The following is a 12,817-nucleotide window of genomic DNA, read 5'->3' on the forward strand; positions in this document are numbered from 1 at the left end:
CGTCAACGATGCCTTGTCTGAACTGCTCGTTGTACTTCGTCATGTAAAACACCCCAAAGGTTGGACTAGTGTCCAACTTTTGGGGTGCAGTTCAGAAGCGCCCTTCTCCGCCCAGCGTGCGCCGGTTTACAGCGTCCGGCCGAACGCGTTGCGGTGCGTGTGAGGCGTGGACGTCTTGCCGTGCGTGGTATGGCTGTGCGTATGCCCGCGGCCCGGCTGCGTGCCAGCGCGATCGGCGATCGTGTCGGAACGGTCGGCCGCGCGCGCGAGGCCCTTGTCGCGGTCGCCCGCGCTGAAGCCGTTCGAGTTGCTCAGCGCCTGCCCGCTCATGTGACCGGCGGACATGCCGCCCGCGTTGCCACCCATCCCGCCCATGCCGCCTGCGCCGTGACCGCCGCCATTGCCACCGCCGCCACCATTGCCGCCGGCTGCCGCGTTCGCGGAAACGGCACCCAGTGCGAGCAGCGCGGCTGCCAGTACGGACAGATATCGTTGGTTTTTCATTGTTTGCTCCCTGGAGCGTGTTTGAATGATTGCATTCTAGGAACACGCGGTTTCCGCGCGACTCGACGTTGTAAATGATCGTAACGACGCGCATCGCGCGCATTCGTCCGATCAATTTGCCGTATGCCGGCTGCGTGCGCGGAATGCGCGGCCGGCCGTCGCCGAACAAGGAAGCTGCAAGGCGGAAGCGGCGCGTGCCGTTCCGCCGGTCGATGAAGTTACTGCGCCGGCAGCATCCGTTGCGCAGCCGCCTTGCGCTGCGCGGCCTGCTCGTGCTCGTGCTGCTTCGCGACGTGATGGCCCACGATACAGCCGCCGACTGCGCCGACCACCGCGTGGTGCCCCGCATAGTGGCCGGCCACCCCGCCGACCACCGCGCCCTTCATGCAGCCCGCCGCGTGCGCGCTGCCGATCGTTGCGAGCGCAACGACAGCGGCGGCGGCACACAGCCTGATATATCGCACGGGCATCATGTTTTCATCCTCCTCTTGCGACGATCAGATGGGCCGCTTAATCCCAGCGGCCGCCACGCCAGCCGCCGCGCTCGCGCCACTCGTGCTCGCGCCATTCATGGCGGCGCCATTCGCGTTCGCGCCATTCGCGCTGACGCCAGCCGTCGCCGCGCCAACCGTAGTCGCGATAGCCGACCGGCGCGTACATCACCGGCGGAGGCGGCGCCACATAGACGGGCGCCGGCGCCGTGTAGACGCCCGGCACGCCGATGCCGACCGACAGGTCGACGTGGGCCGACGCGACGCCCGAAGCTGCCAGCGCCGCTACACCGAGAACTGCACCGAGAATAAGTTTCTTGCTCATTTCGCGACTCCCTGCACGTGTCGTGCGTCATGTGACTACGGTTCGGAGTCTAGGCACCGGACGCTGACACAGGTGAAACGGGTATGCGAGACAGGTAACGGACGTTTACGGGTGCCCGCAAGGCCTTATGGAGCAAGGGAAAGACGACGTTCCGGACACCGTTGCAGCGATGCACCGGGTCGGTAAAAAGGGAATTTTCGGCACGAAACCGGCGATCGGATCGAACCCGCCGGTGTGCACGGGGAGCGAACCGCCCTCACCCCGCGGCGCGGGCGGCTCGCAACGGCGCGCGTTACGCGCGGATATCGTCGACGCTGCGCAGCCAGTGCACGCTGAACAGGTTGTCCGCATCGGTCCACACGGTATCGGGTGCGAACCCGGCGCGGCGCGCGATCGCGTGGAAGCCGTCGATCGTGAACTTGTGCGAGTTCTCCGTGTGGATGCGCTCGCCGGCTTCGAAGCGGAACGCGTGGCCGCGCACGTGCACGGTCTGCGCGACGTCGCTGACGAGATGCATCTCGATGCGCTGGCGCTCGCGGTCGTAGAACGCGCAATGCGAGAACGCGTCGACGTCGAAATCCGCGCCGAACTCCGCGTTCGCGCGCACCAGCAGGTTCAGGTTGAACTGCGCGGTCACGCCCTGCGCGTCGTTGTACGCGTGATGCAGCGTGCGCTCGTCCTTCACGAGATCGGCGCCCACCAGCAGGCCGCCGCCACGCAGCAGTCGCGCCGCGTCGCGCAGGAACGTATCGGCTTCTTCCGGCGAGAAGTTGCCGATCGTCGAGCCGGGAAAGAAGCCGATGCGCCGCCGCGGCGTTTCGGTCAGCTCGGCCAGTTGCTCGGCCTTCGTGTAGTCGGCCGCGAGCGGCGCGACGTCGAGCCACGGATAGGCCGCACGCAGCCGCGCGGCCGCACCGTGCAGGTAATCGGCGGAGATGTCGACCGGCACGTAGCGCGCCGGCGCGTTCGCGTAGTTGTCCGCGAACGCGTCGAGCAGCACGCGGATCTTCTCGAGCGAACCCGCGCCGAATTCGACGATGTCCGCATGCGGGCCGACGCGCCGCACGATTTCGGCCGCGCGATCGCGCAGGATGCCGAGCTCGGTGCGTGTCGGGTAGTACTCGGGCAGTTCGCAGATGCGGTCGAACAGCGCGGAGCCGGCCGCATCGTAGAAGTATTTCGGCGGGATGCTGCGCGGCGTGCGCGACAGTCCGTCGATCAGGTCGCGCTCGAACGCGCTCGGCTGCGAATCGCGGGCGGGTTGCAGGCCACCGCTCGTGGCCGTCAGGTCAGACGTCTCGCGCAAGTCGCACCCCCGTGAATTGCCAGCGTGCCGCCGGCGGAAAGAAATTGCGGTACGTCGGCCGTTCGTGCCCCGGCGGCGTCGCGATGCTGCTGCCGCGCAGGACCTGCTGGCCGACCATGAACTTGCCGTTGTATTCGGCTGCTACCCCGGCGAGCGGCCGAAAGCCCGGATACGGCTCGTAGGACGAACGCGTCCACTGCCACACGTGCCCGAGCATTTGCCGGATCCCGTCGGCCGCGAACGCGGTTTCCCACTCGAATTCGGTCGGCAGCCGCGCACCGGCCCATTCCGCATACGCGGCGGCCTCGTAGAAGCTCACGTGACACACCGGCGCGTCGGGCGCGAGCGGTTCGACGCCGTGCAGGCCGAAGGTGCGCCGCACGCGTGTGGCGGCCGCATCGTCGTCGTCCGGCATCCAGTACGCGGGGCCTTGCCACCCTTCCCGCTGCACCGTGGCCCAGCCGTCGGACAGCCAGAATTCGGGACGCGTATAGCCGCCGTCGGCGACGAACACCGCGAATTCCGCGTTCGTCACGAGGCGGTTCGCGATCTCGTACGGCCGCACGAGCGCGGTGTGACGCGGCCGTTCGTTGTCGAACGAGAACGTATCGCCGTCGTGGCCGATCTCGACGAGCCCGCCTGCCTGAGGCAGCCAGCGCAGCGGGCCGGCATCGCCCGCGGCGAGCGCGTGCTCCGCCTCGGCGCCGGTACGCGGCCGGAATGCCGGCTTCAACGGGTTGCACGAGAACGCATGCAGCATGTCGGTGACGATCAATTCCTGGTGCTGCTGCTCGTGATGCAGGCCGAGCACGAGCTCGGGCGCGATCGCGTCGAGCAGCGCCGCATCGGCGCCGGCCAGCGCGCGCAGCATCGCATCGTCGACGTATTGCCGGTACGCATGCACGTCGTCCAGCGATGGACGCGTGAGAAGCCCGCGTTGCGGCCGCGGATGGCGCGGGCCGAGCGCTTCGTAATAGGAATTGAAGAGGAACTGGAACGCGTCGTCGAACGGCGCGTAGCCGGGCACGCGGCGCATCAGCACGACGGTTTCGAAGAACCAGGTCGTATGCGCGAGATGCCATTTCGTCGGACTCGCGTCGGGCATCGACTGCACGGCCTGGTCTTCGGCGGACAGCGTCGCGGTCAACGCGACGCTATGGGCGCGCACGTCCTGGTAACGGCGCTGAAGTTGTGATGCAAGAAGGCTCATCGGTTTACCGTTCACGTCGCGATTCGCTGCGTTGCGTTGCCGGAAAAGGGAAAGCCTTGCGCTGAGATGCGCGCGGCTGACGGGCGATTTGCTGCTGCGTCGTCGGGCAGCCGGCGCGCGCGCCGGGCCGCTCATGCGGCTTCACTTCATCTGCCCGTGCAGAACAGTATGGTCCAGAAATGTGAACGTCGCGAATCGGATTTCGGATGAAACGAAAGCGAAAGAAAAATGAAAGCATTCATGAGGTGGGCGTCACGCGTTTCACGAACCGCCGACGCCTGTCGTGACGGGGTTCGGCCGACGGAGGCAACGCGCGTGCCCGCGGCTGCGCCCTACTGACGTCCGGTGACAGCCGCTCGGCCTGCGTGAAAGGTGGATGGCGCGCGTGCGCCCTAGGAGCGGCGTCAGGCAGCCGATTCGTCAGTCGATATCGCGACCTCCTTGGTGCCCCGCTCAACGGCTCCGCCCTTCGCGTGACGTCGCTTTCTTCTCCGGCCGCAAAAATTTTTCGCATCGATGTCACACGCGCGGGGTGCTCGCTCGTCATATCGGCGGAACCCACACGAAAGGAGAAGGAACCATGACTGCGAAACTCAATCCGTTTGCCGCCGCCCCCGCGTTGATGAAGAGCTGGATGACCGTGTCGGTCGCCGCTGCCGGGAGCCTCGAGCCGACGCTGATCGAGCTGGTCAAGATCCGCGCGTCGCAGATCAACGCGTGCGCGAACTGCCTTAACATGCACACCGTCGAGGCCCGCGAGCAAGGCGAGACCGAGCAGCGCATCTACCTGCTGTCCGCGTGGCGCGAAGCGCCCTGCTACACCGACCGCGAGCGCGCGGCGCTGGGCTGGACCGAGGCGCTCACGCGGCTGTCGGAGGGCCACGCGGCGCACGAAGCCGCCTGTGCGGCGCTGAACGACCATTTCAGCGAGGAGGAACAGGTGAAACTCACGGTGATGATCAACGTGATCAACGGCTGGAACCGGCTCGCCGTCGGTTTCGGGCTATGGGTCGACCCGGCCGACGCGAAGGCCGCCGCCGCGAAGATGGTGGCCTGATGCCGAGCCTCGACCCGGCCAGCGGCCACGCCGACGAACGGGCCGACGCGGCGGCAAGCTTCGATCCGCTGCGTCGCACGCTGATCCGCGTCGCGTACCGGATGCTCGGTTCCGTCGCGGATGCCGAGGACATGGTGCAGGAGGCGTTCATCCGCTGGATGGACGTCGACCGTACCGAGGTGCGCGTACCCGAGGCGTTCCTGCGCCGCATGGTGATGCGCATGTGCCTCGACCAGCTGAAGTCCGCGCGGCACCAGCGCGAGACCTATATCGGCCCGTGGCTGCCCGAGCCGGTCGTCGAGGAAAACGAACAGGACGATGTCACGCTGCCGCTGCTGCTCGCACTCGAACGGCTGTCGCCGCTCGAACGCGCGGCGTTCCTGCTGCACGACGTGTTCGGCCTCGAATTCGACGAAGTGGCCACGACGATCCAGCGCGACCCGGCCGCATGCCGGCAGCTCGCCGCGCGGGCCCGCACGCACGTGCGCGAGGCGCGGCCGCGTTTTCATGTCGAGAAGCAGCGCGGGATCGAACTGGCCGAAGCGTTCTTCGCGGCGTCACGCAGCGGCGACATGCGCGCGCTCGGCGCGATGCTCGCCGAGGACGTGAGCCTGCATTCGGACGGCGGCGGCAAGCGTCCCGCGGCCGGCAAGCCGGTGTTCGGCTTCGAGCTTGTGATGCGGGTGCACGCCTACCTGGCCGAGCTGTTCGCGACGCATGCGTCGAAGCTCGTGCGGGCCGGGTTCATCAACGGGCTGCCGGGTTTCGTCACGCTGGAAGCCGACGGCGAGCTGCAGACGACGGCGCTCGAGATCGACGACGGAAAGATCGTCGCGATCTATGTCGTGCGGAATCCTGACAAATTGAAGCATCTGCATTGAGGGCGGCGCGAGCATGCGCCGTATGCGATGTGCCCGCCGGTGCCGCCCTCTTCTTTCTGCCCTGCGTTTTCCAATCGCCGGCTATCGCGATCAGTACATCGCGCCTCCGGCGTTGCCGATCATGTACAGCAGTACGCCGAGCAGCGGCGTCGCGACGGCGAAACCGGCCGCCGCCAGCCAGTTCGTGCCGCCTTGCGCCTCGAGCAGCGCGAGAAACGATTCGCGAGACGTCGCGTGCGGGCGCAGTTTTTCGATCTGGCGTTCGACGTATCGCTTGTAGAGGCTGTTGCCGCACCAGCCGAGCGAGACCGCGATCCCGATGGTGATCGGGTCGAGCGTGCTCGATTCGAAGTATGTCGGGAAGTACAGCAACTCGACCAGCGTGATGCCCAGCGTCGCGGCGAGCACGGCGGCCGCCTGCCAGTACATGCATCGATACGCCATCCAGGCCGGGCCCAGGAAGCACGCGGCCCAGTTCCACGATTGCCGGCTCTTGCGCGAGTCGGCGATCGCCCATTTTCGTTCGTACCAGGCGGCCTTCTTGCCGACGTAAGCGGCGATTTCGTCGTTGCTTGCCGATGATGCGGCGGTCGTGGCCTCGGACATGATCGTGTGCTCTCAGTCGCGCGGATCGCGCGTCGTTGTTTTGATGTGGTGGAAGTCGGATGACGGGCGAAGCCGCCGCGTCGATGCGCAACGATTCTACGCGCCGTGCAGCGGCAGTTGTGTGGCGGATCGGATGGTTCGTGACGATGCGATACCGGGCCGTGTATCGCGCAACGCATCGGGGCTTCATGCGTTGTTTTGCGTTGTTTCGGACCGGAAAAGAAAAACGCCACGCGAGGTTGCCGCGTGGCGCTTGTATGTTGGCGAGCCGCGTTGCCTGTAGGCAAGTTGTGCTGCCGGACCCCTTCATTTTGTTCGTTGGTAGGCTCGATTGGATTCGAACCAACGACCCCCACCATGTCAAGGTGGTGCTCTAACCAACTGAGCTACGAGCCTAAGAAGCCGCGAATTATAGAGAGGGTTTTGGGGCAGCACAAGCCCCTTCGTGAAAATTTTTTGAAAGGGCGTGTGCGGTGGCCGACGATCGACGTTGCCTCGCGATGCCGGCAACGCGAGCTTCACTTGTTCGCATCACAGCAAAACGCGTCGATGTGCTGTGGTGTTATCCACATTGCCCTCTGGATAACCGTCCGGGAAGTCTCTGGATTCACAGTGGAACGATTGAGGATATGTCGGCGCGGCTGTGAATCGACGAAAAGTTGTTCTGTGCTGCCGGCTGCTGTTCACGTCGGGCACCCAGAGTTATGCATTTCGGTTCGCGTTGAAAATTCAGTGCGTTACGGAGGTTATCCACTGTGGGGCACAGCGCTTGTTAACTATCACTACGTATATATACGAACCCTGTTAACACCTTTGGATAAGCACAGTCCGTCGACTGTGATCCGCCCGGGATATGCACTGCGTGCAGCAAGCAGACAAACGAAGCGGAACGCTGTGAAGCGCATCGAGCGATGCGCGAGCCTTCATGTCTGTAGAATCGCCGGCATCCAGAATGCAAAGGCCCGGCGAACGGGCTCACGGCAAAAAACTGAGAGACACGGCACTTGATCGATTCATTGACTGCGTTGCAGCGCTGGTACGAATCGCGTTGCGATGGCGTGTGGGAACACGCGCACGCCATCGAGATCGCCACGCTCGATAATCCGGGATGGAAGGTAAAGCTCGACGGCGGATCGTTCGGCAAGGTGATCGACCTGGCGATCGAGCGCGACGAGTCGGACTGGATATCCTTTCGTGCGACGGGCGCCGAATTTGCCGGCTACGGCGGCGCGGGCAATTTGGCCGAGTTGCTGGCACTCGCGGTCGAGTGGATCAACTGGAGCGCGATGACCGACGAAGGACGAAGCGACCGATGAAGGCACCTGTCAATGAGATGCTGGTGACGGATATCGCCGGCCGTGTTGCGGTCGTCGTGACCGACCTGATGGCTGCCGCCGACGTGCTGATGCAGTTGGGCTTCGCTCGCCAATCCGATCGGTGGGAACGCGCGATCGCACACGATACCGATCGCCAGACGCTCGTTGCCGCGCTTATCGATCTCGATGCGTTGTTCTCCGCGGGCCGTGACTGGAGCCCGCAGGCACTCGTCGAGTATTACCGGGAGATCGGCGTCGTTCGAAGCGGGTACCGTTCGGTTGCATGGCTCGGGCCGACGCAATACGTCATCGAACGACATGACTGAATCACTCGAGACAATGCGATGACGTACAAGGTCCTGATGGTGTCGCGCGGCGAGATCACGCTGTCGGCGATCGCGACGTATTTCTCGTCGCGACGCATGACGGTCGATTTCGAACCCTGAGCTATCGATGACGACGAACGACATGACGAAACCGAAGCAGGACCTGGGCGACACCCGTGCTTCAGGAACCATGACACGGGATGGAACATCCGCCTGCGCGGGCGATTGTTATCGGAAGACAGGCGGTGAAATTCGGAGAAGACGATGAGCACATTGAATTTCGGCACGATCGACCGGTGTTCGGTCACGCTCAACACCGCGACGCTGCTCGGCCTGAAAACTGCCTACGAAGACTTTGCGGCGACCGGGCAGGACCTGCGCAACTTCGAGATCTGCATCACGGATAAAAGGGCATCCACGGTGGACCCCAGGCCGGACGACGATGTCATCACCATCACGTTCATGGCGAAGCTGATTCCGGGCATGCGCGGGCTGGGCAACGCAAACCGGCTCGGGAAGTCGATCCACTACGTCATCGCGCCGGAAACCGGCGAGATTCTCGGGATAGTCGGAACGAAGTGACTCGAAGCGCGAGCGCGGTGTGTGGATAACCGGCGCACGATCCAGTTGAAACCCTGTGCACTCGACCGGTGAGCATTCCGGTTTCGATGGTCCTGTCGGCCTGAATGCCCTACCTGACAAGGCTTTGCCGACAATGAAAGAGGGCAGCGAACAAATCGCGCGCGACGTCCGGAAGTCGAATACCTTGTGGATATCGACGCCCTAAACAACCCGAAACGCTGTGCTCACCAAAGGTGAGCGAACCGATCGAAGGCGACCTGCGGTACCAGCAGGAGAGATGTGGATATCAGGTCCCGCGGCGACTCGAAACCCTGTGATTTTAAAGGTGAGGGTGCCGGCGCGGTGTCGATGTGAATAACTGCCGAGGAAAGTCAGTCGAAACGCTGTGCATTCGAGCGGTGAGCATGCGCTCGTTCAAGCCCGCCAAGCCGCGCCACAAAAGGTGTTGAAGGCCAGGACCAACCGCCAGCCGGGCGCGCATCCTACCGCTTCAAGTCTGCTGATCGAGGGCCTGCACGACTGCTTTCTCGCGAAGACTCCCCGCCGGCCCGACCACCGCATAGTTGAGCCCGTTCACCGACCCATACCGCGCGAGCAGCGCGCCATCCACGCGTTGCCCGTTCGGTAGCAGCCGATGTCCCGATTCCGCCGGCCGGAGATAGAAGCTCAGCGTCCGTCCCGCATCATCCTCATAGAGCACCATCGCAGCAGTCGCCCCGCTGTCCGTCGTGAACAACCGCCCACCGACCGGCCTGAACCCCGCCGCGCTCAAATCCGGCAGCTTCGCCGATGCGCCCACGCCTTTGGTGAGCCATCCCTGCAAATCGCCCGCACCGGTCGGCCGGTAATCGACCTTGGCTGTCCGATCGACCACCATCATCTGGTAAGCCTTGACCGCATCGCTCATCGGCGCGATGGGCGGCGCCGCGTTCCACCCGCGCGCCTGCCAGCCGCCGAACGTCCCGAGCCCAACACAGAATACGAACGAAGCCGCCATCGCGAACCGCATCCGCGCGCGCTCGGCCCGCCGGCCGCGGATCGCGGCCGGATCGAGCGCAGGGTTGTCCGCCGGCATTCGCACGCTCTCCAGCGCGGCCCGCAACCGCTGCGCATCCTGCTGCCATTGCTTCACCTGTTCCGCGCGCTCAGGATGCAGCGCGAGATAGCGCTCGACTGCGGCGCGCGCATCGTCGTCGAGCTGGCCGTCGACATAGGCCTGAAGGTCATGTTCGTTCGGAGGCGTGTTCATTTCTTCATCAATCGGAGAGAAGGAGCGGGAAGTTCGCCGTCGCTGAGCTGGCGCAGCGCCTGGCGCGCGCGGGAGAGCCGCGACATCACGGTGCCGATCGGCACCTCGAGCAGGTCGGCCGCTTCCTGATAGGTGAAGCCCTCGACCGCGACGAGCAGCAGCAGGCTGCGCTGTTCGTCCGAGAGCCGCCCGAACGCTTCAAGCGTCGCGCGCGCCGCGAATTCGCGTTCGGCGGACGGCCAGTGCGCTTCGTCGTCGTCGCCGATGCGGCCGAGCAGCCACGCGTAGCGCTTCGCGCTGCGTTTGCCATCGAGAAATTGCCGGTACAGGATCGTGAACAGCCAGCTGCGCAGCGACGCGTCGTCGCGACGGCTCGTCCAGCGCGACAGCGCGCGCTCGAGCGTCGACTGGACGAGATCGTCGGCCGCGTGGACGTCGCGCGCCAGCCAGAGCGCGAAGCGTCGCAGCCTGGGGATGAGTTCGCGCAATGCTTCGTCGTCGAGGGCGGTGGAGGGCATGGCTGGGCCGGTTGCCGAAAGGGTCGTAGATGCCGCGTAGGACGCCGCCCGGCATCGGTTATTCCCTCCAGCATACGAAAAAATTCTTCGTGGAATAAAGCGGCGTGAGCGGCGTCCTACACGCGTTCGACAATGATCTGACGATCGGGAGTGCATTCATGAAGCAATCTTCTTCTTCGCCGCAGCGCGAGCCCGGGCGCGGGTGGTGGCGCTGGGCCGTGATCGGCGGCGCGGTGGCCGGCGTGGCCGCGGCGTTCGGGTATGCCGGCGGATGGCTCGCGCCGGCGCGTCTGACCCCGCACCGGCTCGTCGACGCGCTGCAGACCAACAGCGGCATCCATCCCGGTTACCGGCGCAATCACGCGAAGGGCGTGTGCGTGACCGGCTACTTCGAAGGCAACGGCGCCGCGAGCGCGTATTCGGTCGCGCCGTTCTTCAAGGCGGTGCGCACGCCGGTGGTCGGGCGCTTCGCGTTGCCGGGCGGGAATCCTTATGCACCGGACAGCAGCGTGCCGATCCGCAGCCTCGCGCTGAAGCTGACCGCGCCGGACGGCGAGCAATGGCGGACCGGGATGAACGCGATGCCGGTGTTTCCGGTCGCGACGCCGCAGGCGTTCTACGAGCAGACGCTCGCGACCCGTCCCGATCCGAAGACGGGCAAGCCCGATCCGGCGAAGGTGAAGGCGTTCTTCGGCGCGCATCCGGAAGCGGGCGCGTTCCTGCAATGGGTGAAGGGTGCGAAGCCGAGCGCGAGTTACGTCACCGAAAGCTATTACGGGCTGAACGCGTTCTACTTCGTCGACGCGGCCGGCAAGCGCCAGGCGGTGCGGTGGCGCGTCGTGCCGGAGCAGACGGCGGGCGCCGGCGACGTCGCGACGGCCGCGGATCCGAACGTGCTGCAACAGGACGTGACGCAACGCATCGCGGCCGGCCCGCAGAAGTGGAAGCTGCTGGTCACGCTGGCGGCGCCCGGCGACCCGGTGGACGACGCGACGAAGATCTGGCCCGCGCAGCGCACGACGATCGATGCGGGCACGCTCGTGCTCGATCGCGTGGAGGCGCAGGACAGCGGCCCGTGCCGCGACGTGAACTACGACCCGACGGTGCTGCCGCAGGGGATTCAGGTGTCGGGCGATCCGTTGCTGGCGGCGCGTTCGGCCGCGTATGCGGATTCGTATCTGCGGCGCACGAGCGAAGAGGCCGGCGTGGCAGGCGTGGCGCGAGTGAGTGGGGAGGGACGGTGATGAAGGCTTCGACGACGTTTAGTTTGCCGGCGCGGGTGCTGCACTGGGTGATGGCCGCGATGATCCTCGCGATGCTGTTCATCGGGGTGGGGATGGTGGCATCGGTTTCCGGGCGGCACGAGATCCTGGTGGCGATTCATAAGCCGCTGGGTGTGGCGGTGCTGGTGCTGGTGTGTGTGCGGATCGTGGTGCGGATGCTGTCGAAGCCGCCGGCGTTGCCCGAGGATCTGCCGTGGTGGCAGAAGGTGGCCGCGCACGGGTCGCATCTCGTGCTGTATGCGCTGATGGTGGCGATGCCGCTGATCGGCTGGGCGATGCTGTCGGCGGGCGGGTATCCGGTGACGCTGGGCGGCGGCGTGCAACTGCCGGCGCTGGTATCGGCTGATCCGGTGACGTTCGCGTGGCTGCGGGTTGCGCATCGCGTGTTGGCCTATCTCTTCTTCCTGACGTTCCTCGCGCACTTTGCCGCGGCGCTGTATCACGGGCTGATCCGGCGGGACGGCGTGGTGAGGGCGATGGTGGGGCGGTAATCGACGGAAGGTTGCGTGCGATGCGGCGGGGCCGTTCACGGGCGACCAGGCTGCTCCTGCCGTGTCGCCTTATATATGAGCACCAGGAAGGGCTCGGCGGTCCCCGCCATAGCACGTCAAAAATATTTCACAAAAGGGGTTGCGGAGACCGAGCCAGGTGCATAGAATCACGCCTCTTTCGCGCTAACGGAAACGCAGCGCGGGGGAAGAAGAGGGAAGCGGTACTGTTGAAGTCGGTTTTATCGATTCCAGTGCACGCGAAATTAAACCGCAGTCGTCGCAACGAAGTAGTTAAAAAAGTTGTTGACGAGTTTTAAAAAACGGTTGATAATCTCGCTTCTCTGCTGCTGAAAACGCAGCGCTGCTGAGAAACACGAAGTTCCTCGCAGACATGCTCTTTAAAAATTAACAGCCGATAAGTGTGGGCGCTTGATGGCAGCGAGCTGATCCTCGGATCAGATAGCGAAAGTATCAAGAGTCTCACACTAAAGTAAGTCAGGTTTATGAAGTGATTCATATTCCTGTCAGCTTTGAGTGAGCGACCGGTTCTTAACCGAACCGAAAACAGTAACAGGTTTAAACTGAAGAGTTTGATCCTGGCTCAGATTGAACGCTGGCGGCATGCCTTACACATGCAAGTCGAACGGCAGCACGGGTGCTTGCACCTGGTGG

At 64.7% G+C, this 12,817-nt stretch carries 15 protein-coding genes, 1 tRNA gene and 1 rRNA gene; 8 read left to right on the top strand and 9 right to left on the bottom strand.

All coding sequences use genetic code 11. The annotated features are described in order from the left end of the window. Positions 1 to 126 precede the first annotated feature (126 nt). From HWX55_RS35520 to egtB, 5 genes are all read right to left on the bottom strand, one after another. A complete protein-coding gene (locus HWX55_RS35520) occupies positions 127 to 504 on the bottom strand; it encodes a hypothetical protein (RefSeq protein WP_175979049.1) in 378 nt (125 codons plus the stop codon). 218 nt (positions 505 to 722) lie between these two features. Continuing rightward, on the bottom strand, positions 723 to 977 hold the full coding sequence (locus HWX55_RS35525; protein ID WP_175979050.1) for a hypothetical protein: 255 nt from the start codon (positions 975 to 977) through the stop codon (positions 723 to 725). A 37-nt stretch (positions 978 to 1,014) separates the two neighbouring features. Continuing rightward, positions 1,015 to 1,320, bottom strand: coding sequence for a hypothetical protein (locus HWX55_RS35530; protein ID WP_124631950.1), 306 nt, complete (start codon positions 1,318 to 1,320; stop codon positions 1,015 to 1,017). A 292-nt stretch (positions 1,321 to 1,612) separates the two neighbouring features. Continuing rightward, positions 1,613 to 2,626: an L-histidine N(alpha)-methyltransferase gene (gene egtD, locus HWX55_RS35535; protein ID WP_175979051.1), complete on the bottom strand. Its 1,014-nt coding sequence runs from the start codon at positions 2,624 to 2,626 to the stop codon at positions 1,613 to 1,615. Continuing rightward, positions 2,610 to 3,836, bottom strand: a complete 1,227-nt coding sequence (gene egtB, locus HWX55_RS35540) for an ergothioneine biosynthesis protein EgtB (protein ID WP_175979052.1) — start codon at positions 3,834 to 3,836, stop codon at positions 2,610 to 2,612. Before egtB ends, egtD begins: the two co-directional genes overlap by 17 nt. Before the next feature lie 580 nt (positions 3,837 to 4,416). Here egtB and HWX55_RS35545 point away from each other — a divergent pair. Continuing rightward, entirely contained in the window at positions 4,417 to 4,893 is a 477-nt protein-coding gene (locus HWX55_RS35545) for a carboxymuconolactone decarboxylase family protein (protein WP_175979053.1), read from the top strand. Next, positions 4,893 to 5,774 carry a sigma-70 family RNA polymerase sigma factor gene (locus HWX55_RS35550; protein ID WP_175979054.1) on the top strand — a complete coding sequence of 294 codons (882 nt, stop codon included), beginning with the start codon at positions 4,893 to 4,895 and terminating at the stop codon, positions 5,772 to 5,774. Before HWX55_RS35545 ends, HWX55_RS35550 begins: the two co-directional genes overlap by 1 nt. A 90-nt stretch (positions 5,775 to 5,864) precedes the next feature. Here HWX55_RS35550 and HWX55_RS35555 read toward each other — a convergent pair whose 3' ends face one another. Both HWX55_RS35555 and HWX55_RS35560 read right to left on the bottom strand, forming a co-directional pair. Next, entirely contained in the window at positions 5,865 to 6,380 is a 516-nt protein-coding gene (locus tag HWX55_RS35555; RefSeq protein WP_175979055.1) for a DUF2628 domain-containing protein, read from the bottom strand. Between the two features lie 319 nt (positions 6,381 to 6,699). Continuing rightward, positions 6,700 to 6,776, bottom strand: a tRNA-Val gene (locus HWX55_RS35560). A gap of 608 nt (positions 6,777 to 7,384) precedes the next feature. On the opposite strand from HWX55_RS35560, the gene HWX55_RS35565 reads away from it, so the two are divergent. The 3 genes from HWX55_RS35565 (at position 7,385) to HWX55_RS35575 (ending at position 8,604) form a co-directional block, all read left to right on the top strand. Then, positions 7,385 to 7,696: an Imm53 family immunity protein gene (locus HWX55_RS35565; RefSeq protein ID WP_175979056.1), complete on the top strand. Its 312-nt coding sequence runs from the start codon at positions 7,385 to 7,387 to the stop codon at positions 7,694 to 7,696. Further along, positions 7,693 to 8,022 carry a hypothetical protein gene (locus tag HWX55_RS35570; RefSeq protein WP_175979057.1) on the top strand — a complete coding sequence of 110 codons (330 nt, stop codon included), beginning with the start codon at positions 7,693 to 7,695 and terminating at the stop codon, positions 8,020 to 8,022. The genes HWX55_RS35565 and HWX55_RS35570 overlap by 4 nt, the downstream gene beginning before the upstream one ends. A gap of 264 nt (positions 8,023 to 8,286) precedes the next feature. Further along, complete coding sequence (locus HWX55_RS35575) at positions 8,287 to 8,604, top strand: hypothetical protein (protein WP_175979058.1); 318 nt, start codon at positions 8,287 to 8,289, stop codon at positions 8,602 to 8,604. A gap of 490 nt (positions 8,605 to 9,094) precedes the next feature. Here HWX55_RS35575 and HWX55_RS35580 read toward each other — a convergent pair whose 3' ends face one another. After that, on the bottom strand, positions 9,095 to 9,853 hold the full coding sequence (locus tag HWX55_RS35580; protein WP_175979059.1) for an anti-sigma factor: 759 nt from the start codon (positions 9,851 to 9,853) through the stop codon (positions 9,095 to 9,097). Next, positions 9,850 to 10,371: a sigma-70 family RNA polymerase sigma factor gene (locus tag HWX55_RS35585; protein ID WP_043888418.1), complete on the bottom strand. Its 522-nt coding sequence runs from the start codon at positions 10,369 to 10,371 to the stop codon at positions 9,850 to 9,852. Before HWX55_RS35585 ends, HWX55_RS35580 begins: the two co-directional genes overlap by 4 nt. A 158-nt stretch (positions 10,372 to 10,529) precedes the next feature. On the opposite strand from HWX55_RS35585, the gene HWX55_RS35590 reads away from it, so the two are divergent. From HWX55_RS35590 to HWX55_RS35600, 3 genes are all read left to right on the top strand, one after another. After that, on the top strand, positions 10,530 to 11,615 hold the full coding sequence (locus HWX55_RS35590; protein ID WP_175979060.1) for a catalase family peroxidase: 1,086 nt from the start codon (positions 10,530 to 10,532) through the stop codon (positions 11,613 to 11,615). After that, positions 11,615 to 12,145, top strand: coding sequence for a cytochrome b (locus HWX55_RS35595; protein WP_011544490.1), 531 nt, complete (start codon positions 11,615 to 11,617; stop codon positions 12,143 to 12,145). Before HWX55_RS35590 ends, HWX55_RS35595 begins: the two co-directional genes overlap by 1 nt. Before the next feature lie 578 nt (positions 12,146 to 12,723). After that, a 16S ribosomal RNA gene (locus HWX55_RS35600) occupies positions 12,724 to 12,817 on the top strand; the annotation flags it as partial.

The organism is Burkholderia sp. BCC1047, assembly GCF_902833155.1.
Classification (GTDB): Bacteria; Pseudomonadota; Gammaproteobacteria; order Burkholderiales; family Burkholderiaceae; genus Burkholderia; species Burkholderia sola.